This window comes from Streptomyces sp. NBC_01454 (assembly GCF_036227565.1).
Lineage (GTDB): Bacteria > Actinomycetota > Actinomycetes > Streptomycetales > Streptomycetaceae > Streptomyces.
The window spans coordinates 3,946,522-3,973,045 of the sequence record NZ_CP109460.1 but is presented as its reverse complement, the minus strand read 5'-3'; the positions used below and the strand labels follow the sequence as shown (position 1 = coordinate 3,973,045).

Sequence of the window (26,524 nt, the reverse complement as noted above, 5' to 3'; positions counted from 1 at the left end):
ATCTGCCGCGCGGCTCGTCCCTGCGTCCGCTCCCCGGAGCCGGCCGGCCCGCCCCGGCACCGAGGCACCGCGGCTTCGCGCGTGCGAAAGTCGACGGAACGCCTCGGTGTGCAGCCCGAAGGCAGGCCCTCAGCCGTCGGTCAGCAGGGCTTCGACGGCCCGCTTCGGCTTCTCCAGCAGGGCGCGCGTGGCCCGCTCCGCGGCCTCCGGGTCGCCCGCCGCGATCGCGTCCATGACCGCGCGGTGATCACCGTGCAGGATCCTCGGCATCGCCCGGTCGTCGAGCGCGCTGACCAGCGCCTCCCGCACCGAGCTGCTGAACCAGCCGTAGGTGGCCGTCAGCGCCGTGTTGTGCGCGGCCTCGACGACGGCCCGGTGGAAGGCGATGTCGTGATCGGCGTAGAGCTCCAGGTGGTCGGCGTGGGGCTGGCCCTCTGCGTCCGCGAGGTCGGTCTGCGCGTCGAGCGCGGCCCGCATCCGTGCCAGGTCGGCGGGCTCATGGCGCAGCGCGGCCAGTCGGGCGGCCTCCGCCTCCAGCGCGATCCGCAGCTCCAATACGTCGCGGATGCCCGCCCGTTGGACGCCTCGCATGATGTCACCGGGGTCCGCGGTGGACACCACGAAGGTGCCTTCGCCCTGCCGTGAGCGCAGCATCCCCGCATGGACGAGCACCCGCACCGCCTCGCGGACGGTGTTGCGGCCGACTTCGAGCTGTTCGGCGAGCGCATGCTCGGTGGGGATGCGGGACCCCACCGTCCACTCCCCGGCGGCGAGTTGGGCCCGCAGGGCATCGACGACGGTGTCCACGAGTGAGCGCCGTCCCGCCGCCTGCAGTGCCATGGCCGTTCCGTCCCTGTCGATGAGCTCCCGGTGCCAGTTGCCCTGTCATCCTACAACTGACTGATTCATCGTACATGGAAGTAGCGGGGGTGAAGAAGATGCCTGGTGGGAGCGCGTGCGGGGGCGAGAGTCGGAGCGGGGGGGGGGCACCAGGAGGCGCCCCCCGCCCTCACAGTCCGACGTCCCGCTCCTGGATGTCCGCCAGGGATTCGCGGCGTACGAGGAGGCGGGCATGTCCTCCGGTGACGGCGATGACCGGCGGCCGGCCGACGAGGTTGTAACCGGAGGCCATCGAGAGCTGGTAGGCGCCGGCGACGGGAACGGCCAGCAGATCGCCGGGGCGGACATCGGCGGGCAACGGGACATCGGCGGCGAGCACATCGCCCGCCTCGCAGTGCCGCCCGACGACGGTGACCGGCTCCGTCGCGGCCGCCGTGTCGCGTCCGATCAGCCGCGGGGCATAGCGCACCCCGTACAGCGCGGGCCGCGGGTTGTCGCTCATCCCGCCGTCCACCGCGACGAAGGTGTGGGCGCCGGTCCGTTTGACCGACAGCACCCGGTAGAGGACGACACCGGCCGGACCCACCACGGCGCGGCCGGGCTCGACGGCCAGCCGGGGCACCGGCAGGCCGGCCGCCGCGCAGCCGCCGGCCAGCTCCGCGCGGACCCTGGAGGCGAAGGCGGCGAGGTCGAGCGCCGGCTCACCGGGGCGGTAGGCGACCCCGTGGCCGCCGCCGAGGTCCAGCTCGGGCAGCGTGACGCCGTGCTGCTCGCGGATCCGGGTCAGCAGGCCGATCAGCCGTCGCACGGCCGACAGATACGGCTTGACGGTGGTGATCTGCGAGCCCAAGTGGCAGTGCAGCCCGACCAGTTCGAGGCGTGGCTGGCTGAGCACCCGGGCGATGGCGTGCTGTGCGGAGCCGTCGGCGATCGACAGCCCGAACTTCTGGTCGTCGGTCCCGGTCCGGATCTTGGCGTGCCCGCCGGCGGCGATCCCCGGCACGACCCGGATCAGTACCTTCTGCCGGGTGCCCGCCGGGACCGTGGCGGCCAGCCGGGCGATCTCCGAGGTGTTGTCGAGGGCGATCCGGCCGACGCCGAGCCGCAGTGCGGCCCGCAGATCCGCCGGGCTCTTGGCGTTGCCGTGCAGCACCATCCGCTCGGGCGGGAAGCCGGTGGTGACGGCCAGTTCCAGTTCGCCGGCGGAGCAGACGTCCAGGCCGAGGCCCTCCTCCCGCACCCAATGGACCATGGCGCGGCACAGGAAGGCCTTGGCCGCGTAGTAGACCTCGGCGTCGGGGAAGGCCCGCAGGTAGGCGCGGCAGCGGCGGCGTATCTCGTCCTCGTCCAGGACATAGGAGGGGGTGCCGAACCGGTCGGCCACTTCGGTGAGCGGCACGCCGCCGACGGCAAGGTCGTCCTGGCCCAGCGGTGTCGTCGACCCGGGCCAGACGGACAACGGCCCGTCGCCGGAGGGCGGCTCGCTGTCGGAGGGCGGCCGGGTGGCGGTGTACGGCGGGGCGGCGACAGCGCCGGCCGGCGGGGCGGCGGCTTCCCCGACGGTCCGGGGCAGGGTGTGGCCGTTCATCGACTTCATGCGGCTCGTATGACTCAGGTGACTCAGGTGACTCATGGCGCTTGCCCTCCCTCAGACGGCCCGAAGATGGTGACCGTGCATCCGGGGCGTGTCGGGGACGAACCCCGGATCCACGGTCAGCACCCTCGCTCCGACGGGTTCGGCCAGCGCCCGCAGCGCGGCCTCGGAGAGCCTGACCCACGGCTGGCCGCTGCCGAGGACCGCGGCGAGCCGCTGGGGCGAGGTGAAGCCGACGGCGGTGCGGCCGCCGAGCGGAGTGCGGAACAGGCGGGCCGTGCAGCCCGCGGGGCCCGACCGGACAGGGACGCACAGCAGCCCGGCCGGGACGGGTTCGGCAGGCTCGGGATCTTCCGCGTACAGGGGGTGGGACACGGCGTCGCTCCTCGTTCAGAACAGCGGCCCCGGACCGGTGGGAAACGCGTATGCCGGGGCTCGGCTCTGACGCTATGCCCGGGATGCGGGGCTTCCGTCCGGTCACTGACGCGTCATTGACGGGTTGTGGGCCCTACTTGACGCGATGCTGCCGCCCGGTGGCCGACTGTGGGGCGGCGGTGACGCAGGGGAGTCGCCGGCAGGCCCTGGACCGCCCCCGCTTGACCTTGACACTGTGGAAAGCACTCCACTGGAAGGCGTCATGTTCACCATCGGAGACTTCGCCCGGTACGGCCGTGTGTCGGCCCGCATGCTGCGCCATTACGACGCGCTCGGGCTGCTGCGCCCGGCCCGCACCGACCCCGTCAGCGGCTACCGCTACTACGAAGCGGCCCAGCTCGCCCGGCTCAACCGCATCATCGCGCTCAAGGACCTCGGCTTCAGCCTCCAGCAGGTGGGGGCGATCCTGACCGAGGAGGTGAGCGTGCCGGAACTGCGCGGCATGCTGCGGCTGCGCCGGGCCGAGCTGGAAGCGGCGCTGACGGCGGCGGGTGCGCGGCTGGCCCAGGTCGAGGCGAGGCTCCGGACGATCGAGAGTGAGGGACGCATGTCTGCCGACGATGTGGTGGTCAAGCGCACCGGAACGGTACTGCTCGCCGAGCTGACCGGAATCGCGGCCGGTTACGGGCCCGAGGACATCGGGCCGGTCATCCAGCCGCTCTACACCGAGCTGTGCCGGCAGTTGGAGACGGCCGGGCTGACCCCGGCCGGACCGGGCCTGGCCTACTACGAGGACGCACCGCGGACCGGAGCGGGCAGCGAGCGGCCCACCGGAGGCGACGAGGGCAACGCCGGGGAGGGGAGCGGCCCGATGGCGGCCCCCGGCAGTGAGGCCCTCGTCGTCCACGCCGGGTTCGTGATCACCAGGGAAGCCCTGGACAAGGCCGGACTCACGGCCGACGGCAGGTCCACGACGGCCGGCGCTGACGGCCCCGGCTTCGAGGTCGTCACCCTCCGCGGCCTCGACTGCGCCGCCACGGTGGTCCACCACGGCCCGATGAGCCGGATCCTGCCCACCGTCCAGAACCTGGCCCACTGGATCGACACCAACGGCTACCGCTCCGCCGGTTACGCCCGCGAGCTCTACCTGGAGTGCCCACCCGACCAGGAGAAATGGATCACCGAGATCCAGGAGCCGGTGGTCCGGGCCTGAGCACCGCCCTCACACGCCCCCGGCGGCGCAATCCGCCGCGCGCTAGCCTCGAATGGTGACAATCGACGGGAATCAGGACGGGACGGTCCCGGGGGACGCCATCGGCCACCCCCGGGGCCCCCGCACCGACTTCGGCGGGACCGCGCCCCTCCTGCGGCACATCGAGGGCCCCGGACCGCAGGTCACCGCCTCCCCTGCCGTCCCCGCCCCCCGTGGGCGCCGCTGATGGGGGCACCGATGGAGCCGCCGCGCCCCGGTGTGCGGACGCGGTGCGGCAATCCCCTGGTCTGGGCGAAGGAGTGGGTCCGCAGCAGTCCCGGTACGCACATCTGGCTGCTGGTCATCGGGGTCACCAGCCTGGTCGTCGCCTCCGCCTCCGAGGGGCTGGGGCAGTTCCTCGTCCACCGCACCAGCAGCAACATCCACGAGCTGAACGAGCATCCGCTGCCGTCGCTGCTGATCAGCGGCTTCTGGATCGAACGCCCCGCGTCCTTCCTGCTCTACGTGGTGATGTTCGAGCTGCTGCACGCCAACGTGGAGCGCTGGACGGGGACCACGCGCTGGCTGCTGACCGTCGGCGGCGCGCATATCGCCGCCACCCTCGCCAGCCAGGAACTCGTCCTGCTGGCCATCGAGGGGCACCGGCTGCCGCGGTCGATGACCCATGTGGTCGACATCGGCGTCTCGTACGGGCTGGCGGCGGCCGCCGGGGTGCTGACGTACCGGCTGCGGCCGCCCTGGCGGTACGGCTACGTCGCCGGAGTGCTGATCTTCTTCGGCATTCCGCTGCTGACCGGTGCGAGCTTCACCGACTTCGGTCATGCCATCGCGCTGACCATGGGCTTCGCGGCCTGGCCGCTGACTCCGGCGGCGGTTGCCGAGGCCGGGGAGGCCGGGGAGGCGCCACCGGATGGGGCGCACGGGCCGGAGACCACCGGCTCGGAGACCACCGGCCCGGCCGTCCGGCCGCCCGCGGAGTCCGGGCCGCAGGACGGTCAGGAGAGGTAGAGCCGCTCCAGCACGACCGCGACGCCGTCCTCCTCGTTGGAGGCGGTGAGTTCGTGCGCGACGGCCTTCAGCTCGTCATGGGCGTTGGCCATGGCCACGCCGTGCGCGGACCAGGCGAACATCGGGATGTCGTTGGGCATATCGCCGAAGGCCAGCGTCTCCTTGGCGGTGATCCCCAGCCGGCGGGCGGCCAGCGACAGCCCGGTGGCCTTCGACAGGCCCAGCGGCAGCAGCTCGACGATGCCCTCGCCGGCCACCGTCACCCCCACCAGATCCCCGGCGATCTGCCGCGCGGCCAGCGCCAGCGCATCGTCGTCCAGGGTCGGGTGCTGGATGTAGACCTTGTTGAGCGGGGCCGCCCACAGCTCGCCGGGGTCGTCCAGCAGGACGTTCGGCAGCGGGCCCTCCTGGACGCGATAGCCGGGGCTGACCAGCACCTCGCCCTCCAGACCGTCGCGGCTCGCCGCCAGATGCAGCGGGCCGGTCTCCGCCTCGATCTTGGACAGCGCCAGACCGGCCAGCTGGCGGTCCAGCGTCACCGAGGTCAGCAGCCGGTGCTCACCGGCGTGGTAGACCTGACCGCCCTGTCCGCACACCGCAAGGCCCTTGTACTCCAGGGCGTCGAGGATGTGCCGGGTCCAGGGCACGGCCCGGCCGGTGACGACGAGGTGCGCCGCGCCCGCCGCGGTGGCCGCGGCGAGCGCCTGGCGGGTGCGCTCGGAGACGGTCTCGTCGGGGCGCAGCAGCGTTCCGTCGAGATCCGTCGCGATGAGCTTGTAGGGCAGCGGATCCGGCGTGCTCACTTGGCGACGGGCTCCAGGATCTCGCGGCCGCCCAGGTAGGGGCGGAGCACCTCGGGGACGCGCACGGAGCCGTCCGCCTGCTGGTGGTTCTCGAAGATCGCCACGATGGTCCGCGGAACGGCGCAGAGCGTGCCGTTCAGGGTCGCCAGCGGCGAGACCTTCTGCTTGCCGTCGACGGTCTCGCGCATCCGGACCGAGAGCCGGCGGGCCTGGAACTCGTTGCAGTTGGAGGCCGAGGTCAGCTCGCGGTACTTGCCCTGGGTGGGGATCCACGCCTCGCAGTCGAACTTGCGGGAGGCGGAGGCGCCGAGGTCACCGGTGGCGACGTCGATCACCTGGAAGGGCAGCTCCAGACCGGTCAGCCACTGCTTCTCCCAGTCCAGCAGGCGCTGGTGCTCGGCCTGGGCATCCTGCGGCGCGACATAGGAGAACATCTCCACCTTGTCGAACTGGTGGACCCGGAAGATGCCGCGGGTGTCCTTGCCGTAGGTGCCGGCCTCGCGGCGGAAGCAGGGCGAGAAACCGGCGTAGCGCAGCGGCAGCTTGGCCGCGTCGACGATCTCGTCCATGTGGTACGCGGCGAGCGGGACCTCGGAGGTGCCGACCAGGTAGTAGTCGTCCTTCTCCAGGTGGTAGACGTTCTCCGCGGCCTGGCCGAGGAATCCGGTGCCCTCCATGGCGCGCGGGCGCACCAGGGCGGGGGTCAGCATGGGGGTGAAGCCGGCCGCGGTGGCCTGCGCGATGGCGGCGTTGACCAGGGCGAGTTCCAGCAGCGCGCCGATGCCCGTGAGGTAGTAGAAGCGGGAGCCGGAGACCTTGGCGCCGCGCTCGACGTCGATGGCGCCGAGCAGCTCGCCGATCTCCAGGTGATCCTTGGGCTCGAAGCCCTCGGCGGTGAAGTCACGGATGGTGCCGTGCGTCTCCAGGACCGTGAAGTCCTCCTCGCCGCCCACGGGGACGTCGGGGTGGACGAGGTTGCCGAGCTTCGCCAGCAGCGCCTGCGTCTCCTCCTTGGCCTCGTCCTGCGCGGCGTCGGCGGCCTTGACGGCGGCGGACAGCTCACCGGCCTTCTTCAGCAGCGCGGCCTTCTCGTCGCCGGCGGCCTTGGGAATGAGCTTGCCGAGCGACTTCTGCTCGGCACGCAGCTCGTCGAAGCGGACGCTGGACGACCTGCGCCGCTCGTCGGCGGAGAGAAGCGCGTCGACGAGCTCGACGTCCTCTCCACGGGCGCGCTGGGACGCGCGCACACGGTCGGGGTCCTCACGGAGCAGGCGAAGGTCAATCACCCCCCCAGGCTACCGGGGCCCCACCGCGTCGCTCGACGCGATATTCCCCCGCACGGCATTTTGTCCGTTTTGGGGTGTTTATTCCCTTAGGGGTGACGGAAGGAAAGCGACGGGAAATGCCTCCGCATTCCAGGGTGCAAGGTGGTCGGCGCGGGGCTTTCGCGGCGTTCAGGGGTCGTTCCGGGGCGGGGATTTCGCGGCGCCCCCGCCGGTGATCCACTGCGCGCGGGGCGGCAGTTGGGCGGCTGTCGAGCGGGGTGCGGGTCAGGGTTATCCCCCGGGATTCCCCTGGTTGTCCACAGGGGCTGGGGGTTTCTGGATTGTTATCCACAGGCTGTGTGTGAGATCTGTGGAAGTCGGAGGAGATCATTCCGCTCCCGAAATGCTCGGCTATGGATTCTCTGTCCAAACGCCGTTCACGCACTCTTTCGTGTGGGATTGCCTCGCCCTAAAGGATTGATCACCTGAATTGTGCTGACGCTGTCCGACGTGAGGCGCTGTGGAGCGATGTGGGATCAGTAGGGCGATTTGTCGACTCTGTCCGTTTCTCATGTCGACTTACCCACAGGTCGAGAACCGGGCCTGTGGATAACTTTGTGGATAACTCACAGCCCTGCCAAAGCCGCAGGTCGTGCCGTTCCGCAGGGCCCGTGCCGCCGGGTCGCACCGCGCCCGAGGTGCCCGCTCAGCCCCGCCCGTCCAGGCAGCGCCCCAGCCAGTCCGACGCCTCGGTGAACGCCGCGTCGGTCATCTCGCGCCGGACGGTCGGCAGCACCTCGTCCGCCCGCGGGTACGAGCCCAGGAAGCGCACCTCGCGGCAGACCCGCTTGAGCCCCATCAGGACCTCGCTGACGCGGCGGTCGGTCAGATGCCCCTCGCAGTCCACCGAGAAGCAGTAGCGGCCGATGCCCTCGCCGGTCGGCCGGGACTCGATCCGCATCATGTTCACCCCGCGGACCGCGTACTCCTGGAGCAGTTCCAGCAGCGCGCCGGGGTGGTCCTCGGCCAGCCACAGCACCACCGAGGTCTTGTCCGCGCCGGTGGGCGAGGCGGGCCGGGCCGGGCGGCCCACCAGCACGAAGCGGGTGGCCGCGTTCTGCGCGTCATGGATGTCGGTGACCAGCGGCTCCAGGCCGTACGGCGCGGCCGCGAACTCGCCGGCGAAGGCGCCGTCGTAGCGGCCCTCCTGCACCAGCCGGGCACCGTCGGCGTTCGAGGCCGCCGACTCCCATACGGCCTCCGGGAGTTGGGCCGCCAGCCACTTGCGCACCTGCGGCTGGGCGACCGGATGCCCGGTCACCGTCTTCACCTCGCTGATCGCCGTTCCCGGGCGCACCAGCAGCGCGAAGGCGATCGGCAGCAGCACCTCGCGGTAGATCATCAGCGGTTCGCCGGCGGCGAGTTCGTCGACGGTGGTGGTCACCCCGCCCTCGACGGAGTTCTCGATCGGCACCAGCGCCGCGGCGGCCTCACCGGCGCGCACCGCGTCCAGGGCGGCCGGCACCGACACCATCGGCACCAGCTCGCGGGTGGCCGCCTCGGGCAGGGTGCGCAGCGCGGCCTCCGTGAAGGTGCCCTCGGGGCCGAGATAGGTATAGCGGCTGGCCGACATGGATAGGACTCCCTCGCGTAACTGCGGGGGCACCCCGCCGATGTTCCTGCCCTGCCACGATAACCGGCCCGTCCGGGGCCCGGGCCGGACTTCCGCGGCGGGCCCGGGACCGGGCCCGCCGGTCGCTCAGCCCTCCAGCAGGGGGCGGCCCACATAGCCGCCCGGCTCCGCGGCCGGGGGCACCGCGAACAGTCCGCTCGCCTCGTGCCGCAGGAACGGCGACAGCGCGTCCCCGCGGTCCAGCTTCCGCTGGATCTGGGTGAAGGCCCGCAGCGGATCGGCCTGCCAGCAGACGAAGAGCAGTCCGGCGTCCGGGGCGCCGTCCTCCCGGAAGCCGTCATGGAAGGAGAACGGGCGGCGCAGCAGTGCCGCGCCCTGGTTGGACGCCGGCGCCGCGATCCGGGCGTGCGCATTGGCCGGGATCACCGGCAGCCCGTCGGAGCCCGTCGCGTCCAGCCGCATCGGGGTGGTCTCGGAGCCCCCGGTCAGCGGGGCGCCGGTGGCCTTGCGGCGCCCGATGACCTTCTCCTGTTCGTGCCGGGAGCGCTTCTCCCAGTCGTCCAGCAGCATCCGGATCCGCCGGACGACGGCGTACGACCCGCCGCGCATCCAGGCCTGGTCGGCATCGCGCCCGACGAAGATCCGCTCGTCGAAGTCCTTGTCCGACGGCTTGGGGTTGTTGGTGCCGTCGATCTGGCCCATCAGATTGCGGGCGGTCATCGGGCGCGCGGTGGCGCCCGGGGTGCGGTTGAAGCCGTTCATCTGCCAGCGCAGCCGGGCGCTGCCGGCCGCGTCCTTCTGCAGCGCGCGCAGCGCGTGGAAGGCGACCAGGGCGTCATCGGCGCCGATCTGGATCCACAGATCGCCGTTGCTGCGCCGGGGGTCCAGCGCATCGGCGGAGAAGTCCGGCAGCGGGTCGAGCTGTACGGGGCGCCGCTTCGTCAGGCCCGTACGGCCGAAGAAGCTGTGCCCGAGGCCGAAGGTGACGGTCAGCGAGGACGGGCCCGCGTCGAGCGCGACCCCCGTGTCGGCGTCCGGGGCGCGCCCGGCCATCAGTTCCTCGGCCGTCCGCGACCAGCGCCGCAGCAGCGCGGCCGCGGTCTTGCGGTCCGCGTCCGGTGCCAGGTCGAAGGCCACGAGATGGCCGGTGGCCTGGAGCGGGGTGGTGATCCCCGCCTGGTGCGCGGCGCGCGCCTCGCGGAACGCCACCTCGGTCGAGCCGATGCTGGCCAGCGCGGTGGGGGCGGCGTCCTGCGCGGCGGTTGCCGCGAGCGCGCCACCGGCCCCGCCGGCCACCAGCCCGGCCGCACCCGCCGCGCCGACGGTGCCGAGCAGCCGGCGGCGGGAGAGCTCCGGGGCGGGGGAGGCGCCGCTCTTGTCGGCCGGCGCGGTGGCCGGCTCGGTGGCCGGGGCGGGGATGCGCCCGTCGCCCGGCCCGCCGGTCCGGGTGCCGGGAGTCCGCTTGACGGTGGCCTTCTTGCCGGGGGTCTGCTTGCTCATGAGCCGATCTTCACGTTCTTGATCTCGGTGACCTGGTCGATGTCGGAGGTCCGTACGACCAGCGACAGCTGCCACTGCCCGGGGACCGGCAGCCGGACCCCGCTCGCGCGCCAGCGGCCCTTGCCCTCGTTGCGGGGGGTGGCCGGCAGCGGCCCGAGCTTCTTGGCCTTCTGGGTGAAGGCGATCTTCACCTCGGGGACGTCCATGGCCTTGCCCGAGGTATCCGTGAGCCGCAGCTGCACCGTATTGGCGACCGTGCTGCTCCCGGGGGTGAGGTCGACGCGGGCGGTGCCCTTGCCGTGCGGGCCGCCGGTGTCGAACGGGACGGTCAGCACCTGCGGCCGGGCGGCCGCGGCGGACTGCCCGCCCGAGGTGGCCTTGACCGCCTCTTCGGTCCGGGCCGGCTCGGTGGCGGTCAGCACCGTGGTCACCACGAGCACGACGGCCGCGACCGCCGCCTCGGCCAGCACGGACCGGCGCAGCCCCAGCCGCTCCGGATCCGCATCGCGCTTCCGCTTGGTCTGCGTGGCGTCCAACGCGGCCTGCTGCCGGGCGAGTTGGACGGCCCGGGCGGGGTCGGGGGTGGCGGTGTCGTCGGGGGCGCCCGGGGTGTCAGGGGCGTCAGGGGTGTCAGCGATATCAGGGGTGTCTGTGGATCCGGACCCGCCTCCTGTCCCCGGGCCGGTGGCGCGGGCCGATCCGGCGGTGGCGGTGGCGGTGGCGCTGGCGTTGGCGGTGGCAGCGGCCGGGACGCCGACACCGGCCCTCTCCGCGCCCACCTCCGCGCCCACCTCCGCGCCCGCCTCCGCGCCCACCTCCGCGACGGCCTCTGCCTCTGCCTCCGCGGCCTCCGCCCCAGCCTTCTCTCCCGCCTCGCTCGCCTCGTTCGCCCTGTCCGTCTCGTTCGCCTCGTTCGCCTCGTTCGCCTCGGCCATCTCAGCCGTCAGGCTCTCCCTCGCTGGCACCCCCGCCGGCACCTCCGCCAGCCGCCCCGTCCACCGGCGCGACACCCAGGCGATCCCGACGAGCACCACGACCAGCCCCGCCTTGAGCAGCAGCAGCCACCCGTACGTGGTGTCGGTCAGCGCGCGCCAGCTGCCGACCTGGCGCCAGGACTGGTAGATGCCGGTGGCGACCAGCACCAGCACCGAACCGAAAGCGATCCGCGAGAAGCGGCGCACGGCGGACCGTTCGACCGGCGGGCCCCAGTACAGGGACACCACCAGCGCCGCCAGCCCGCCGAGCCAGGTGGCGACCGCGAGCAGATGCAGCACATCGACCGGCATCGCGACGGCGGTCTGCAGACCGGTCGAGGCGTGCTCGGCCATCGCCCAGGTCGCGGCGAGCCCGGCCGCGATGATCACTCCGCCGATGCCGAGGCCGAAGGTGAGGTCCTTGCGCTGCCTGGCCGCCGCCGTGGCGTCCAGCGGCTCCTCGCCCGGCTCCGCCGGCTCCTGCGTCCGGGCGTACGCCCCGAAGAGCACCGCCACGAGCAGCGCCGCGGCGGCGAGCAGCAGCAGCCGGGAGACCAGCGCCGCACCCGGCTTGGTGATCAGGACCTGCTGGAGGCCGCCGAAGTCGAAGACGTCGGCGAGATCGCCGGACCCCGTGTAGGGGGTGCGCAGCAACAGCATCGCCACGGTGGTGCCGGTCAGCAGCGCCCAGCCCTGGACGACCAGCCGCTGCACGGACCGGACGAGGGCCGCGGCCGGCCGGCAGGCCACCACGAAGGCGGCGCCGCCGACCAGCAGCACGAACCCGGTGTACGCCAGCGCACGGGCGATCCCGTACAGCGCGCCCACCAGGCCGCCGCCGGCAGTCTGTTGAGGAAGGGCGGCGGTGGTCTTGGAGGGCGCGCCGACCGAGAAGGTGAAGGCACCGGAGACGGGGTGGCTGTCGGCGGAGACCGCCTGCCAGGCGACGGTGTACGTACCGTTTCCGAGCCCCGCCGGCAGCCCGGCGCCGTATTTGACGACGCTGCCGCTGGACAGGTTGCGCAGCTTGCCGGCGTCCACCCGCTTGCCCTTCGGGTCCAGGACCCGGATGGAGTCGTCGCCCATGGCGACGCCCTCGGAGAAGGTGAGCGCCACCTGCTCGGGGGCGTGGTCCACCACCGCCCCCTGCGCGGGGGTGCTGCCGGTCATCGCGGCATGCGCCGAGGCCGGGGCGGCACCGCCGAGCCCGCCGAGCAGCGCACCCGCCAGCGCCACCGCGACGACCAGCAGGCGCAGCACGGCGGACCGTCCCGGCCGAAGCCCGGTGGTGACCATAGTGATCGCTCCCCTTACTGCGTCTGCTGGGTCTGCTGGGTTGTCCGTGGTGAACCGGCCGGTGCCGGCTCCGCGGAGCCGGCTACTTCTTCGGCGCGTAGGTGGCGGCCTTGACCGGGACCTGCACCGTGATCGGTTTCGCGGTGGCGAAATGCAGCTCGAGGGTGACCTTCTCGCCCTCGGCCGGCTTCTTCTTCAGCCCCATGAACATCAGGTGGTTGCCGCCGCGGCCGAGCACCAGCTCGCCGTTGGCCGGTACGGGCAGGGAGTTGACCTGCTCCATCTTGCTGCCGACCGTCTTGTGCAGCGAGATGTCCTTGGACAGGTCGCTGGTGACCGAGGTGAGCTTGTCCGCGGTGCCGCCGCTGTTCTTGACGGTGAAGTACGCACCGGCCATGTCCTGGGTGACCGGCTGCGGCATGTACGGGTCGGCGACCTCGAGCTTCGGCGCGCTGTCGCCGCAGCCCGCCAGCACGAGACCGGTGGTGAGGGTGAGGGCGGCGGCGAGGGCGGTGCGGCGGTTCACGGGTTCTGTCCCTTGACGATCTTCGGCAGTGCCTTGGTGTAGTTGTCGGAGGTCGCCTCCTGCATGCCCATCCAGTGGATCTTGTCGTCCTTGGGGGAGCTCAGCAGCACCTGCGCGCCATGGGTGGAGACGACATCGCCGTTCTTCTTCTTGACCGGCTTCTCGATGCCGATATTCACGCTGCGCGCGCCGGCCTGGATGGTGTCGAACTTTCCGGTCAGCCCGGTGAAGTCCTTGTTGATACCGCCGAGCCACTTCTTGAGGGTGGCCGGGGTGTCGCGCTCGGGGTCGGAGGTGACGAAGACGACCCGCAGATCCTTCTGCTCGGCCTTCGGCAGCTGCTTCACCGCGACCGCGATGTTGGCCATCGTCAGCGGGCAGACGTCCGGGCAGTTGGTGTAGCCGAAGTAGATCAGCGTGGGGTGGCCCTTGGTCTGCTGCAGCAGGTCGTACTTCTTGCCGCTGGTGTCCGTCAGGACGAGGTCCGGCTTCGCCATCGGGCTGTCGAGCGTGACGATCGGCTTGGCGGCGGTGCCGCCGGAGACGTCGGCGGCGGGCTTGTTCTGGTCATCGCCGTTGCAGGCGGTCAGGCTGAGGGCTGCGGCCGCCGTGAGGGCGGACGCCAGCAGGGTCCTTCTACGCATCGCAGATAAATCCTGTGAGTTGGATCCCGGAGGTCCGGGAGGGGGTGCCGGGCCGGCACGGTTCGGGCGCCGGCCCGTGCGGTGATCAGGCGCTGCGGCGCCGGCCGGCGAACACGCCGAAGCCGACTCCGGCGAGGCCGACGACGATGCCGACGGCACCCAGGACGCGGGCCGTGGTGTCACTGCCGGACGCCGCGGCGGCCGTGTTCCGGCCACCGTCCTCGGCCCCGCTCTTGTCGTCCGCGGCGGCGCCGTGACCGTCCGCCCCGGCCGCGGTGAGCTTGAGGACCGGCGCCGGGTTCTCCGGCTCCGGCGCGCCCTCCTTGGTGGGCTCGATCCAGCGCACGACCTTCTTGTCGTCGTACGTCTGCAGGGCCTTGAAGACGAGCTGGCCGGCGTCCTTGGGCAGCTGCCCGACGGAGAGCGGGAACTGCTGGAACTGGCCCGGCTCGACGCCCTTGTCCTCGGCCGTCCACGTGATCTTCGAGGGGGCTTCGGTGATCTTCTCGCCCTCCATCTCGATCGGCTTGGGGAGCTTGGCCTTGGTGATCGACACCTTCCAGCCCGGCACCGGCTGCGGCATGACGGACGCCAGCGGGTGGTCGGTCGGCAGTGTGACCTCGAGCTTCACCGTCGAGGCGTCGTCGCGCTCGTTGGGCACCTTGAAATTAACGGTGGCGAAGCTGCCCTTCGCGGCCGTCTCCGGCTGCACGCTGACGTGCGCGAACGCCGGTCCGGCGAGCAGCAGCACGCTGCCGGCCGCGACGGTGGCGACCAGCGGCAGCCGGCGCGCGTGGCGCCGCGTCCGCGACGACCCCGGCTGCTGCGACTGCGTCGTCATCGGCGGCATCTTCGAATTCCTCGACATCGAAAAACACTCCACAGGAAGGAGAAAGGTGCTCATAACGGTTCGGGTGGCGCGCGTACGGCGACGACGCGCGAGCCCGTACCCCGTCCTGTGGGAGCGTGGTTCGCGTGACGTCAGGCCGCGAGGGCGAGGGTGGGTGGCCCACGCCTGATCACACTGTGGTGGAGCGCGGGGTCCTGTGGGCCGGGTTTGTCATCCCCGTACGAAACGGGGGCGCGCAGCGTCTCGTCGTGCGCCGTCGCGAGGCCCGTGAGCAGGGCGCGAACGAGCCGGAGCGCCCCGCGCACCGCATGGGCCAGCGTCTGCACGGTGCTCTCGTACGCCGCCGGCGCCGACAGCCGGACCAGCCGCCACAGTGCCGCCTCGCCCCGCCGCAGCAGCCAGCCGAGGGCGAGCGCGGCCAGCAGATGCCCCAGCAGCATGGGCAGCGAGGGCAGCAGCGCGTCGGACACGGAGGCCGCGGCGGCCGTGTGGCCGGCCATCGGGTGCCCCGCCGGAGCGGTCATCCCGGCGGCCGATGCCGCATCGAAGCCGCCCGAGCCGAGCATCCGGCGCGCCTGGGCGCCGTCCATCCGCCCGGCGCCGAACCCGCATGTGACATGGCGGGCAAGGGCGATCGCGGCCTGGTCCGAGAGCCCGCCGATGCCGTGTCCGCCGACGCGGGGTGGCACGGGCCGCGGACTCTGGCCCCAGGCGAACAGCGCGTGCAGAGCGAGCTGCGCCACGGCAAGACCCGCGGCGATCCCCGGCAGTGAGCGCTCCCGCCCGGCCAGCGGTGCCGCGAGCGCGAAGACCGCGACGGCGGCCACCCCCAGCGTCCACAGCGGGACGCCGGCGCACGACGCGGTGATGTGCCCGGCCGCGGACAGCGCGACACAGGCCGCGGCGAAGACCGCGGCCCTCAGCAGCCGGAGGTCGGCGGCTGCGCGCGCTGTGGAGGCGGACGGGGGAGTCATGGCGGCGCCATCATCCCACTGCGCTGATGGGCCGCCTACGGCAGGTCGGCACCAAGGGGCGCCCGCCGGGGCGCCCGAGGAGCCCGGCGGGGCGCGCAAGGGCGCATGGGCAGCGCTGCACCTACACCGATGCGCTCACTCTTCGCATCCGCCGAATGAGCGGTATCACGTCCCGGACATGCTTACGGACCTTGAGGCACGGCAATAGGTATCGATATGTCGAGCCGCGGCCAGGAGGCTGGAGCGATGAGCATCTGGTGGTCACTCCATTTGCGGCGTGAGGCTGCGAGCGTCCCGCTCGCCCGTCGTCTGCTGCTGGGCACGATGGAGACGGCGGGCGTGGACCCGGACATCTGCTACGACCTGGCGGTGGCCCTCTCCGAGGCCTGTGCCAACGCCGTCGAGCACGGCGGGGACGCCGCCTCCGAGGACTACCGCGTCACGGCGTTCATCGACGGCGACACCTGCCGCATCGAGATCACCGACTCGGGCCCCGGCTTCCGCCACCGCCCCGCACCCGCCGCCCCACCCCATACCGCCGAGGACCGCGCCCTGGCGCCGGCCCCCGTGCCCACCCCCGCGCAGGCTCCCGCCTTTGCCGAGGACGGCCGGGGGCTCTTTCTGATCGAGGCCCTCACCGACCACGTCCACTACCGCAACCGCACGGGCCGCCCCGGTGCGGTCGTCAGCTTCGACAAGATCCTCAAGTGGCGCGAGGGAGCGGCGCTTCCGCTGGCGTCGTGAGCGTGTCCGTTCCGTTCCAGGCCCCGGAGTCACCCCCGCGAAGTGCGGGACGACGCCGGTGAGTTCGGGCGTGGCGTCCTGAGCGCCGGCGCGGGCGGTCAGCCCGCGTGCGGTGGTGCCGGGGCCCCGTGCTCTCGCCCCCGCGGCCCCGCCGTGGCCCGGCCCGTGCGCAGGGCCAGTCGCCGTACCCGGTGCCAGTTCATCGGCGGCAGACCGCGCGGCACCCCGGGGCGGTGACGGGGCAGCCGCACGCGCAGCGCCCGCGGTGCGATGCGGCAGCGGACGGGGGTGGGCAGGGTGAGGGCCTCGCCGTCGACGCCGGCCTGGATGACGGGGGCGTCCGCGTCGATGACGATGTCCCGGGCGCTCAGCGAGGTCAGGCCGGGACCGTTGCGGCCGCGCAGCATCCAGGCCGCCTGCGCCGCGTTGTCGACCTTGACGCCCAGCATCCCCAGGACGCCGGAGTCCAGCCGCTCCCGCAGGCCCAGGCCCGCCGGATCGTCCATGCGGTAGGGGTTGTTGCTCACGAGGACGGCCTGCGGCCCGTCGACGGCGGTGCCGCCCGCGCGCACGGCCAGGTGCGGACCGCCGTGGTGGGTCAGCAGATCCGGCAGCATCTCCAGGGTCGTACGGGCCTTGTCCGCGCGGTACGCCGGGCTCTGCACGACCGCCGCATAGGCGCCGAAGGAGGCGTTGTTGACGAAGATGCGGTCGCCGGCGAAGCCCAGATCGACGCGCCGTTCGACGCCGTCGGTCAGCGCCTCCAGACACGTCGAGGGGTCGTCCCGGTCCAGGCCGAGGTCCATGGCGAAGTGGTTGCGGGTCCCGGCGGAGATCACCATGAACGGCACACCGCGCTCCGCCGCCACGCCCGCGACCAGGGCCTGCGTGCCGTCACCACCCGCGACCCCGAGCAGATCGGCACCGTCGTCGACGGCCCGCCGGGCCAGTTCGGTTACGTCCTGGGGGTGCGCGGGATCCAGTACGCAGACCTCGGCGCCGAGCGCCTCGGCCTTGTCCACCAGCCCGAACTCCCCGACCTTTCCGCCGCCCGACCGCGGGTTCATGATCAGGAACGGGTGTGCGGGGGGCACGGCCGCGGGCTCCGGCCGGCTCGCCGGGCCGCTCTGCGCCGCCAGCGCGGCCCGGCCGGTGGAGACGGCCAGCGCCCACAGCACGACCGAGACGAGCACCACCCAGAGCAGCCCGGCGATCGCATAGAGCACGATGACGGCGAGCGGGGCGGCCACCGTGAGCACGAGGCCCAGCACCCGTGCCGGGCCCTTGTGGGAGAGCAGCCACCACAGGCCGACCGCCGCGACGGCCAGTCCGGCCGCCCCCAGCCCCACCAGGGCGATGCTCTGCAGCCCGGCGAAGCCCAGCAGCACCAGTACCGCCGCCACTGCCGCCGTCAGCGCCAGGCGCGCCGTCCAGCGTCCGTCCATGCGGCCCACCTCCCGTCCGGCCCCGCGCGCCCGCGAGGGGCACCGGGGTGCGGTCCCTTCCAGAGTCCACCGGCGCGGCCCGGACCACATCCGGGAGCGGGGGCGCAGGGGCCGCCGAGGGAGCCGCGGAGCGGCGGGGTGCGGTGGTGCGGGGCGTGGAGCGGCGGCCGGCCGGGGTGGAGGGGTACGCGCGGGGGCAGCTTGGTGACGTGCCGGCGGCGAGGTGTCAAACGGGGCGAACGCGGGCAGTCGGATATCTGACTGAAAATCGCCCTTGCGTAAGGTGGTTAGCGCGGTCTCGCGGTGGGAGGACCTCCCCCGCGGCGTCCCCTGTCCCGGCGAGACCAGCGCACACCTGATTAATACGAAGTTGCTCGCATTAACCTTTCCCGGACAATACTTGGCGTGATCCCGCACTGCAATACGGAGCCGTCGTGACGACAGCGCACCCTGCCCCGGGCGAGGCCCGCCCCGGCGGGCGCACTGCCCGCACCCGCGAAGCCGTATTGACCGCCGTCTTCGAGGAGTTGGGCGAAAGCGGGTTCGGCGGGCTGACCATGGAGAAGGTCGCACAGCGGTCGGGAATCCATCTGGCCACGGTCTACCGCCGCTGGCGCTGCGTCGAGGGCCTGATCTGCGAGCTGCTGACCGAGCTCAGCTCGGATGTGCCGTTGCCGGACTCCGGGACCCTGTCCGGGGACCTGCGGGCGCTGGCCCGCTCGATTGCCGACTTCTACGGGGAGGCGCGGGTCCGGCGCCTGATCGAGGCGGTGGTCTCCGCCGCGGCCAGCGACCCGCAGGTGGCCGCGGAGCTGCGGACCTTCTTCGACGAGCGGCTGGCGCTGGCCGGCCGGATGGTGCAACGGGCCGTCGGCCGCGGCGAACTGCCGCCGGACACGGACCCGGTGCAGGTGATGTCGGCGCTCGGCGCGCCCTTCTACTACCGGATTCTGATCGCCCGCCGCCCCGTCGACCGGGACCTCGCCGACTCCGCCGCCACCGCCGTCCGGGCGGCCGCCCACGCCGGCGCGTACACGCGGAAGGACGACGGCCCGGCCCACGGCGCGTCCCCCGGCGGCTGAGGCCACCGGGGGACGGGCGAGGCGTTGCTGCGCGTTACGTGCCGAGCAGGCCGGCCATCCAGGCCTCGACCTCGTCCGAGCGCCGCGGCAGCCCGGCCGACAGATTCCGGTTGCCGTCCTCCGTCACGAGGATGTCGTCCTCGATCCGGACGCCGATGCCGCGGTACTCCTCGGGGACCGTCAGATCGTCCGCCTGGAAGTACAGACCGGGCTCGACGGTCAGCACCACGCCCGGCGCCAGCGTGCCGTTGACGTACGACTCGGTGCGGGCCGCGGCGCAGTCGTGGACGTCCAGACCGAGCATGTGGCCGGTGCCGTGCAGGGTCCAGCGGCGCTGCAGTCCCAGCTCCAGCACCCGCTCGACCGGGCCCTCGAGCAGACCCCACTCGACCAGCTTCTCGGCGAGGACCTGCTGCGCCGCGTCGTGGAAGTCGCGGAAGGCCGCCCCCGGCTTGACCGCGGCGATGCCCGCCTCCTGGGCCTCGTACACCGCGTCGTAGACGGTGCGCTGGAGGTCGGTGTAGCGGCCGTTGATCGGCAGGGTGCGGGTGACATCGGCGGTGTAGAGGGAGGTGGTCTCCACGCCGGCGTCCAGGAGGAGCAGATCGCCGGAGCGGACCGCGCCGTTGTTGCGGACCCAGTGCAGCGTGGTGGCGTGCGGGCCGGCGGCGCAGATCGAGCCGTAGCCGACGTCGTTGCCCTCGACGCGGGCGCGCAGGAAGAACGTGCCCTCGATGTAGCGCTCGCTGGTCGCCTCGGCCTTGTCCAGGACCTTTACGACGTCCTCGAAGCCGCGCACCGTGGAGTCGACGGCCTTCTGCAGCTCGCCGATCTCGAACTCGTCCTTGATCACGCGCGCTTCGGAGAGGTACACCCGCAGCTCTTCGTCGCGCTCGGCGGTGACCTTGTCGGTCAGCGCGGCCTCGATGCCGGCGTCGTGGCCACGCACCACGCGGACCGGACCGCCGGCCTCCTTGAGCGCCTCGGCCAGCTCGCGCACGTCCGCGCAGGGGACGCCGAGCAGCGCCTCGGCCTCGGTCAGGCTGTGGCGCCGGCCGACCCACAGCTCGCCCATGCCGTTCAGCCAGAACTCGCCGTTGTCCCGGTCGGAGCGGGGCAGCCGGTGGATCGTCGCCTCGTGGGTCTCCCCCCGGGGCTCCAGGACCAGGACGCTGTCGTCGGTCTGGTCGCCGGTGAGGTAGACGTACTCCGTCGAGGCACGGAAGCCGTACTCGGTGTCGTTGGAGCGGGTCTTGAGATTGCCCGCCGGGATCACCAGGCGCTCGCCGGGGAAGCGCGCGGACAGCGCAGCGCGCCGCCGGGCGGCGTTCGGGGCCTGCTCGATCGGCCGCAGGTCGCGCAGCTCGGTATCGGCCCAGCCGCTCTTCATGTTGTCCGCGAGCTCATCGGAGACGGCCGGGTAGAGGCCGTTCTTCCGCTGCTTGATCGGCTGCTCGTGCTCGTCCGGGGTCTCCGGCGTGAGCTCGTCGGTCACGGTGCCTCCTCTAAAGACTGAACCGCCTTCCATCGTATGTGCGGATCGAAAGCGGTCCAGGGGCAGAAAGGTGTGACCTCTCCGGCACTCCGGCCCATACGGTGCATCTCCGCGCCGCGGACCAGACGGCTCCGTGCGACCGGTTCCGTGCGACCGGCTCCGTGCGGCCGGCTCACTCCTCGAAGTACGCCGCGAGCAGCACCACGTCCTCCTCCGACGACGGATCGTCCAGGCCCTGCGGCAGCATCGTGCGCACGATGTGGTCGACGACCGCCTCGGGATCGTGGCGGATCGCCCGGGGGACGCCCGCGGCGGCCGCGTGCAGCAGGGCGAAGGCGCGGTCCATGGACTCGCCCGTGCGCTGCAGCAGACCGTCGCTGTAGAGCAGTACGGTCTCGCCGCCGGCCGGTTCGATCTCCACACTGGGCGCCTCCCAGCAGGCCAGCATGCCCAGCGGAGCGGACAGCGAGGTCTCCACGAACTCGGTCCGCGTCCCGCCCAGGACGAGCGGCGGACAGTGGCCGGCCCCGGCCAGCACCAGCTTGCGCGCCGGTGCGCTCCCCCAGCTCCCGCCCGGGGTGCCCTCCGCCATGCCGGGCGGGCAGGGGGGAAGGCCGTCGATCCCGCCCGGCCCGGGGGCGAGGGACGGCCCGCCCGGCGTACCGGGCGGCGCCTCGGTATAGGCGAACAGCGCGGTGGCGCTGCGGGCCGGCTCGGTCAGCCGCAGCAGCAGTTCGAGATCGGACAGGACGGCGACCGGATCCTCGCCCTCCATGACGGCGTAGGCACGCAGGGAAGCGCGCAGCCGCCCCATGGCCGCCACCGCGCTCGGCCCGGAGCCGGTCACCGAACCGACCGCCAGGCCCAGTGCGCCGTCCGGCAGCGGCAGCGCGTCGTACCAGTCGCCGCCGCCGCGCGGACCGGTGCTGTGCCGCACCGCCAGGCGTACGCCGGGGATCCGCGGCAGCCGGTGCGGCAGCAGCTCCTCGCGGAGGGTCTCGGTGGCCTGCCGGCTGCGGTGGAGTTCCAGGAGACGGGCGAGGTGTTCGGCGGCGTGCGCCCGGTAGAGGCCGACGAGATGGCGCTGCCGTTCGGTGGGCTCGGCCGGTTCGTCGTAGAGCCAGACCGCGGCGCCGGTGCGGCCGATGGGGTCGGCGGTGAGCGGGACCGCGTAGCTGGCCGCGTATCCGAGACGGGCGGCGACCTCCCGCAGGCGGGGATCGAGGTCCTTCTCCCCGGGGATGTCGGGTTCGGAGATCTCGGTGCAGGCCACGGCGCCCGCGCGGGGATCGGCGGTGCGGGCCGGGGCGTCGAGCGGATCGGCCCGGTCGTCCTCGCCGCAGGCACCCCGCTCCGGAAGGCCGTCCAGTATCCGGGCGTACGACAGGGCGCGGCGCGGGACGGTCTCGATGTGGCCGATCTCGGCGTGGCCGAGGCCGAGGCCGACGGTGGTCTCCGGGCCGAGGCCGTCGGCCGGGGCGAGGACGACCAGGCCGCGGCGGGCACCGACCAGCGCCGCGCCGGCCCGCAGCAGCTCCCGGAGGGCGTCGTCCAGCGTGCGGGTGTGCGCGAGCCGTTCGGTCAGGTCGTGCAGGGTGCTGAGGTCGGAGATCCAGCCGGCCAGCCGGTCCTGGACGGCGGCCGGTTGTTCCTCACCGGACACGCCGGGGGACGTGCCGCTGACGTCGGCTGACGGGGTGTCGGAACCGGGGTCCCGGGGGGCGCCCGGCGCGCCCTCGGAGGGGGCGCCGGAACCGGCGTCCGCGGGGGCATTCGCGGCGTGGGGCGCGACAGTGTGCGCGGGGGCGGGAAGAGCTGGTTCGATTCCAGCCACTTTCGGTACGTGCGGGGCGCTCATGGCCGACGGCTCTCGTCGCGCCGGGTGTGACCCCAGGTCAGGCCGCTTTTTGCCAGGGAGTGCGGCATTTTGTTGAGTGATGTTGTGCGGTGAAGTGAGCCGCTCAATTTCCTCAATAGCATCGCAAACCCCCATGTCATGCTGCTCCGCTATCAATGCCTCCAGATGTACACGCATCAACGATGTGATGTCCAGCACTGTCCCTATGGGGTTTGTGGTGTCAGCGAGGTCTGTACTTTGGCCTGAAAAAAGCCCACTGAGCGTCAATTTGAGGTCGACTGACGGCGATCAGCAGCGCGTCATCACCACAGTGGCGGGTACGTAATCGGAAAGGTGCGGGGTCAGTTGAGGCCGCACCGGAACCCTCCGGCGGGCAGCGGCGTCTCACACGCCGACGACCGCTACGCACTCCCAAGCGGCGGGGACTGCACGACCCAAGCGCAAGCGCCATGTGCGCGCCACCCCCCGCCATGTTCCACGCTCGGCGTACGGCGTGATGCGCTGCCTTGTACACGCGGTGACCAGTGATCCACGTGACGTGATCGATGCGCGATCGGCCCCGGCTGCACTGCCGGGTCTTCAGGAAACGTCACAAACGGCATGAAGTGGCACGGCGCAATGATGGCAAATCGGAAGCAGTGCCCTTAGTGCGATGCGTAGTGCGATGCGTAGTGCGATGGACATAGCCCTCGGCGTTAACGGAAAGGAACGAGCGCTCATGCGCGAGATCCTCGGAAGGCGACGCAAGCTCCTGTTCCGGCGCGGCGGAAGGTCGGCGCTGCTCGGTGCGGCGCTCCAGTGCGCCACCGAGTGGCAGTGGCCCGTACTTCCCGGAGTGGGCCTCAGGTCAGGCGGCCGGCAGCCGGCCGGCGCCCGGCTCGGCCTCGGTGAGCGGCCCGCCCCTCGGTGCAACTGTCCCGACCCCGACTGTGTGGTGCCCGGTGCGCACCCCTTCGACCCCGGCCTGCTGGCCGCCACCACCGACGCCCGGATGCTGCGGTGGTGGTGGAGCAACCGCCCCGATGCCCCGCTGGTGCTGGCCACGGGCGGCCGGGCGCCCTGCGCGGTGAGCCTGCCGGCCGTCGCCGGCGCCCGCGCCCTGGCGGCCCTGGACCACTTCGGCGTACGCCTCGGCCCCGTGGTGGCCACGCCCACCCGCTGGTCATTGTTCGTATCGCCCTACGACCTCGCGGAGTTGGGTGAGCTGCTGCACTCCCGGGACTGGGTGCCCAGCTCGCTGCGGTTCCACGGCGAGGGCGGCTATGTGGTGCTCCCGCCCTCACCGGTCGGTGCCGGACGGGTCCGCTGGGAGCGGCCGCCGGTCTCCCCCAAGCTCTCAACTTCGTTCGAGCAGGGGGGACCCCCACCCTCGGCCGCGCCCTGGCTGCCGAAGGTGGCCACCATCGTGGACGCCCTGGTCACGGCGAGCACCAGCACCCCCGACGGCGGCAGCCGCCTCGCCTACTGACGCCGCGCGTCCGCCCGGCGCCCGTTCGGTGCGGGCGGTGTCGCCCACCGCCCGCGGGCGGATCACCCGTACGGGTGTGACCGCCCCCGATCCCGCCCGGAAACGGGCTTCGGGTGTCCTGGGGCACCCCCGCCGGCCGATAGGTTCGCACCACCGTCAAGCCGTCGTCGGCGGCATCTCAATCGCAGGTGGGGGCCCATGCAGCGTGCGCAGAAACTCCGCTTGACCGGGCTCGCCGGCATCGCGGTGCTCGCCATCGTCGTGCCGCTGGGTGCCGCGATGGCCGGCCCGGCCTACCGCGCGGCTCCGGGAGCACAGTCCGGGAAAGCGGCCAAGGCCGAAAACAGCTCTTCGGTCGAAACGGGAAACGCGGGCGATAGCGGCATCAATCCGGGCGAGAGTCCTGCCCATGGCTCCGGCTCCGGGAGCGTCTCCGGCACCCGCTCGAGCCCCGGCCCGGGCCGCCTGCCGGGCCGTACCGCCCGCTGCGGCTCCGAACTCACCGTTCCCCAGGGCATCGAGGCCCAGACCTGTGTGCTCGCCCAGGCGGGCCGGACCCGGGCCCGGACGTACTACCGCAACCGCACGGGCAATCCGCTGCGCGCCGCCCTCACGCTGCTGCGGCCGGACGGCGGGGCCGTCCAGGTGAACTGCGCGGTGCCGGCGGCCGGGGTGCCGGGGATGTGCGAGACGCCGTCCGGTCCGACCGTGCACGCGGGAGGGCTGCCGTACGCCGCGGTGGCGGAGGTCTCCGACGCGGCGGGGGAGCGGCTGCTGCTGCGCTCCGGCAGCAACTCGCCTCTGCGGAGCGGTGGTTCGGACCACTGACAGGAAGGGCGTCGAGGGAACGGGCCGCCAGCGGGGCGGATGCCCGGGCTGCGGTGCCACCGGGGCCCCGGTCCGGCGAAGCGGATCGTCCGCCTCCGGACATGGAAGCGCCCGGTCGCTGGCGACGGGGGATGCACCAGCGACCGGGCTTTTAGAACCGTAACAAGAGATCCGCGGTTCGCAAATTCGATCGTGGAATTCCGGACGCCTATTTACCGGCAGGTACGGGCAGTTGTGACAGGTGTCACGCCCCGGTTTTCGCGGAGGCGTCCACTCCGCTCGGCCGGAGCCGGCCCGGTCAGCTCAGGGTGACCTGACGGTTCGTTAGACCGCCCCGCGCCCGGCGCTCCTCGGGGCTCAGCGGGGCGTCCGCGGCCAGGGCCTTCGCCAGCCGCTCGGCGAACGCCGCGGCGGGCTCGGCGACGTCGTCGGCGCTCATCGACGAGGGCAGATCCCAGACCGGAACGACCAGGCCGTGGGCGCGGAACGAGCCGACCAGGCGGGTGTCTTCACCGAGCGAGGAGGCGCCCGCCACATGGAGTCGCGCGAGCGCGTCCAGCAGCTGCTCCTCGGGGTGCCCGGTGACCCAGCGCAGGTGGTTCTTGTCCGGGGCCTCGCACCAGTACGCGCCCTCCAGCCCGGGGATCCGCGCGGTCGGGATGGCCGCCGCGTTGGCCCGCTCCAGCGAGGCGGCGACCTCGCCGGTGGCGTTCTCGGGGTTCTCCACCCAGAACTCGAAGCCGGTGTGGACGGTCGGCTCAAAAGCCGCGTCCGCATCGAGCAGGTCCTGCAGCCGCGGGCCGTCGGGCGCGGGCCGTCCGGCCGGGACCGGAGTGCCGGGCTCCGCGGTCAGGGCGCGCTGCAGGGTGTCCGCGAGGTCGCGGCTGAGGTCGCCGGAGGCGGTGTCGTTCTGCAGGCCGAGCATGATCGCGCCGTTGTCGCGGCGCAGCGCGGGCCAGGCCATCGGCAGCACGGTCGCCAGCGTCACCGACGGGACGCCCTCGGGCAGTCCGCCCTTCAGCGTCAACTCGGCGGTGGCGGCGGGCACCAGCTCGCGCAGCGCCACCCAGTCGCACTCACCGGGCAGGCCCTCGAAGGGCCGCTGCACGAGTGCGGTGGCGGCATGCGCCGCGGCCCGCCCGTGACAGGCCTTGTACCGGCGGCCGGAGCCGCAGGGACAGGGCTCGCGAGCGCCGACGACCGGCACCTCGCCGTCCTTGATCTGCGGTGCTGCGGCCTGGGACTGGGGACGGCGCTTCTTGGCCATGGCGACGGAGTCTCCTGGTCGATCCTGGGCGTACGGACGCGTTTCGGCGCGAGCCTAGAGGATTGCGTACCCGGTCGCGTCCGGCTGCGCGCGCGGCCGTGTCCCGTACCGGTGTGGCGGTGACCGGTGTGTCCGCCCGGGCCGCTACACGAGTTCGTCGAAGTCGGGGAAGCCCGGCCCCAGCGGATGCCCGGTGCGCATCGGCGCGCCCGCGGCGAGCGAGGGCGGCAGATCGGGCGTCAGTTCCACGCGCGTAGCGAACGCGTCATGGAGGGAGAGTGCGGCCCAGACCGTCACCTCGTCGGCGGCGGTGTCGCGCACGCCCCAGTCCTTGGCGAGCGAGCGGATGATCGCCAGCCCGCGGCCGCCGCGCGCCGTGACCGACGGAGTGGCCGGAAGTGGCCGGGTCGGGCCGCCGCCGTCCGTGACCGCGACGGTCAGTCTGCCCTGTGCGTCGATACGCCAGGAGGCCCGGATGGATGCCGACGGGGTGTCACCCCGCCCGGCCGTTACGGAATCCGGTGCGCTGTTTTCGTATATCGGACGCGCATGGCGACACGAATTGCTCAACAGCTCCGAAAGAATAAGGACCGCGTCATCGACGACCGTGTCCTGAACTCCACTTGCCAGTAGCTCTTCTCGCATGCGCCGCCTGGCCATGCCCACACCCACTGGTCCATGGGGTACGGCCATGATCGACGACGTCGGCACCTCTTGTGCCACCACCAACGCCACCCCCGAGACCTCCTTTGCCCCACGCCACGGGATGAATGCCCCAATGGACTGGACCGGAAACCGGCCAAGCGACACTCGGTGACGCACTGGACATAATCGAATACGGG

General features: G+C 72.6%; 24 protein-coding genes. 7 read left to right on the top strand and 17 right to left on the bottom strand.

Annotation, left to right across the window (positions count from 1 at the left end; translation table 11 throughout):
- Positions 1 to 129 precede the first annotated feature (129 nt).
- The 3 genes from OIU81_RS17550 to OIU81_RS17540 all read right to left on the bottom strand — a co-directional run bounded on the left by OIU81_RS17550 (position 130) and on the right by OIU81_RS17540 (position 2,809).
- On the bottom strand, positions 130 to 840 hold the full coding sequence (locus OIU81_RS17550) for a FadR/GntR family transcriptional regulator (protein WP_329148940.1): 711 nt from the start codon (positions 838 to 840) through the stop codon (positions 130 to 132).
- 169 nt (positions 841 to 1,009) lie between these two features.
- Positions 1,010 to 2,428 carry a diaminopimelate decarboxylase gene (gene lysA, locus OIU81_RS17545; protein ID WP_329155197.1) on the bottom strand — a complete coding sequence of 473 codons (1,419 nt, stop codon included), beginning with the start codon at positions 2,426 to 2,428 and terminating at the stop codon, positions 1,010 to 1,012.
- Positions 2,429 to 2,488: 60 nt separating this feature from the next.
- Positions 2,489 to 2,809 carry an SAV_915 family protein gene (locus OIU81_RS17540; protein WP_329148938.1) on the bottom strand — a complete coding sequence of 107 codons (321 nt, stop codon included), beginning with the start codon at positions 2,807 to 2,809 and terminating at the stop codon, positions 2,489 to 2,491.
- 262 nt (positions 2,810 to 3,071) lie between these two features.
- Here OIU81_RS17540 and OIU81_RS17535 point away from each other — a divergent pair, with 262 nt between their 5' ends.
- Genes OIU81_RS17535 through OIU81_RS17525 form a run of 3 tightly spaced genes read left to right on the top strand, consistent with a single transcriptional unit; the run spans position 3,072 to position 5,030 of the window.
- Positions 3,072 to 4,022: a MerR family transcriptional regulator gene (locus tag OIU81_RS17535; protein WP_329148936.1), complete on the top strand. Its 951-nt coding sequence runs from the start codon at positions 3,072 to 3,074 to the stop codon at positions 4,020 to 4,022.
- Positions 4,023 to 4,074: 52 nt separating this feature from the next.
- On the top strand, positions 4,075 to 4,248 hold the full coding sequence (locus OIU81_RS17530) for a hypothetical protein (protein ID WP_329148934.1): 174 nt from the start codon (positions 4,075 to 4,077) through the stop codon (positions 4,246 to 4,248).
- An 11-nt stretch (positions 4,249 to 4,259) separates the two neighbouring features.
- Positions 4,260 to 5,030, top strand: coding sequence for a rhomboid-like protein (locus tag OIU81_RS17525; protein ID WP_329148933.1), 771 nt, complete (start codon positions 4,260 to 4,262; stop codon positions 5,028 to 5,030).
- On the opposite strand, the gene OIU81_RS17520 is transcribed toward OIU81_RS17525, so the two are convergent.
- From OIU81_RS17520 to OIU81_RS17480, 9 genes are all read right to left on the bottom strand, one after another.
- A complete protein-coding gene (locus tag OIU81_RS17520) occupies positions 5,018 to 5,833 on the bottom strand; it encodes an HAD family hydrolase (protein WP_329148931.1) in 816 nt (271 codons plus the stop codon). The two genes, OIU81_RS17525 and OIU81_RS17520, sit on opposite strands and share 13 nt — an antisense overlap.
- A complete protein-coding gene (gene serS, locus OIU81_RS17515) occupies positions 5,830 to 7,119 on the bottom strand; it encodes a serine--tRNA ligase (protein WP_329148929.1) in 1,290 nt (429 codons plus the stop codon). Before serS ends, OIU81_RS17520 begins: the two co-directional genes overlap by 4 nt.
- A gap of 685 nt (positions 7,120 to 7,804) precedes the next feature.
- Positions 7,805 to 8,731 (bottom strand): prephenate dehydratase, encoded by a 927-nt coding sequence (gene pheA / locus OIU81_RS17510; RefSeq protein ID WP_329148927.1) that lies wholly within the window; start codon positions 8,729 to 8,731, stop codon positions 7,805 to 7,807.
- A gap of 126 nt (positions 8,732 to 8,857) precedes the next feature.
- On the bottom strand, positions 8,858 to 10,231 hold the full coding sequence (efeB, locus tag OIU81_RS17505) for an iron uptake transporter deferrochelatase/peroxidase subunit (RefSeq protein ID WP_329148925.1): 1,374 nt from the start codon (positions 10,229 to 10,231) through the stop codon (positions 8,858 to 8,860).
- Complete coding sequence (locus tag OIU81_RS17500) at positions 10,228 to 12,501, bottom strand: copper resistance CopC/CopD family protein (RefSeq protein WP_329148923.1); 2,274 nt, start codon at positions 12,499 to 12,501, stop codon at positions 10,228 to 10,230. Before OIU81_RS17500 ends, efeB begins: the two co-directional genes overlap by 4 nt.
- Before the next feature lie 82 nt (positions 12,502 to 12,583).
- A complete protein-coding gene (locus tag OIU81_RS17495; protein WP_329148920.1) occupies positions 12,584 to 13,027 on the bottom strand; it encodes a copper chaperone PCu(A)C in 444 nt (147 codons plus the stop codon).
- Positions 13,024 to 13,671: an SCO family protein gene (locus OIU81_RS17490; RefSeq protein WP_329148918.1), complete on the bottom strand. Its 648-nt coding sequence runs from the start codon at positions 13,669 to 13,671 to the stop codon at positions 13,024 to 13,026. The genes OIU81_RS17495 and OIU81_RS17490 overlap by 4 nt, the downstream gene beginning before the upstream one ends.
- A gap of 85 nt (positions 13,672 to 13,756) precedes the next feature.
- On the bottom strand, positions 13,757 to 14,512 hold the full coding sequence (locus tag OIU81_RS17485) for a YcnI family copper-binding membrane protein (protein WP_329148916.1): 756 nt from the start codon (positions 14,510 to 14,512) through the stop codon (positions 13,757 to 13,759).
- A 140-nt stretch (positions 14,513 to 14,652) separates the two neighbouring features.
- Positions 14,653 to 15,495, bottom strand: a complete 843-nt coding sequence (locus OIU81_RS17480) for a hypothetical protein (protein ID WP_329148913.1) — start codon at positions 15,493 to 15,495, stop codon at positions 14,653 to 14,655.
- 246 nt (positions 15,496 to 15,741) lie between these two features.
- Between OIU81_RS17480 and OIU81_RS17475 the strand changes: the two genes are divergently transcribed.
- Complete coding sequence (locus OIU81_RS17475) at positions 15,742 to 16,239, top strand: ATP-binding protein (protein ID WP_329148911.1); 498 nt, start codon at positions 15,742 to 15,744, stop codon at positions 16,237 to 16,239.
- A gap of 98 nt (positions 16,240 to 16,337) precedes the next feature.
- Here OIU81_RS17475 and OIU81_RS17470 read toward each other — a convergent pair whose 3' ends face one another.
- Complete coding sequence (locus tag OIU81_RS17470) at positions 16,338 to 17,684, bottom strand: diacylglycerol/lipid kinase family protein (RefSeq protein WP_329148909.1); 1,347 nt, start codon at positions 17,682 to 17,684, stop codon at positions 16,338 to 16,340.
- A 434-nt stretch (positions 17,685 to 18,118) separates the two neighbouring features.
- Between OIU81_RS17470 and OIU81_RS17465 the strand changes: the two genes are divergently transcribed.
- Complete coding sequence (locus OIU81_RS17465) at positions 18,119 to 18,766, top strand: TetR-like C-terminal domain-containing protein (protein WP_329148907.1); 648 nt, start codon at positions 18,119 to 18,121, stop codon at positions 18,764 to 18,766.
- Positions 18,767 to 18,800: 34 nt separating this feature from the next.
- On the opposite strand, the gene OIU81_RS17460 is transcribed toward OIU81_RS17465, so the two are convergent.
- Together OIU81_RS17460 and OIU81_RS17455 are read right to left on the bottom strand one after the other, a co-directional pair.
- Positions 18,801 to 20,261: an aminopeptidase P family protein gene (locus tag OIU81_RS17460; protein WP_329148905.1), complete on the bottom strand. Its 1,461-nt coding sequence runs from the start codon at positions 20,259 to 20,261 to the stop codon at positions 18,801 to 18,803.
- A 172-nt stretch (positions 20,262 to 20,433) separates the two neighbouring features.
- Complete coding sequence (locus OIU81_RS17455; RefSeq protein ID WP_329331142.1) at positions 20,434 to 22,119, bottom strand: PP2C family protein-serine/threonine phosphatase; 1,686 nt, start codon at positions 22,117 to 22,119, stop codon at positions 20,434 to 20,436.
- Between the two features lie 718 nt (positions 22,120 to 22,837).
- Here OIU81_RS17455 and OIU81_RS17450 point away from each other — a divergent pair.
- Positions 22,838 to 23,587 (top strand): bifunctional DNA primase/polymerase, encoded by a 750-nt coding sequence (locus tag OIU81_RS17450; protein ID WP_329148901.1) that lies wholly within the window; start codon positions 22,838 to 22,840, stop codon positions 23,585 to 23,587.
- Positions 23,588 to 23,785: 198 nt separating this feature from the next.
- The gene (locus OIU81_RS17445) at positions 23,786 to 24,415 is read left to right on the top strand and encodes a hypothetical protein (protein ID WP_329148899.1); all 630 of its coding nucleotides are present in this window, start codon (positions 23,786 to 23,788) and stop codon (positions 24,413 to 24,415) included.
- Positions 24,416 to 24,713: 298 nt separating this feature from the next.
- On the opposite strand, the gene OIU81_RS17440 is transcribed toward OIU81_RS17445, so the two are convergent.
- Positions 24,714 to 25,682, bottom strand: a complete 969-nt coding sequence (locus OIU81_RS17440) for a DUF5926 family protein (RefSeq protein ID WP_329148897.1) — start codon at positions 25,680 to 25,682, stop codon at positions 24,714 to 24,716.
- 144 nt (positions 25,683 to 25,826) lie between these two features.
- Positions 25,827 to 26,504, bottom strand: a complete 678-nt coding sequence (locus tag OIU81_RS17435; protein ID WP_443074003.1) for an ATP-binding protein — start codon at positions 26,502 to 26,504, stop codon at positions 25,827 to 25,829.
- Between the last annotated feature and the right edge of the window lie 20 nt (positions 26,505 to 26,524).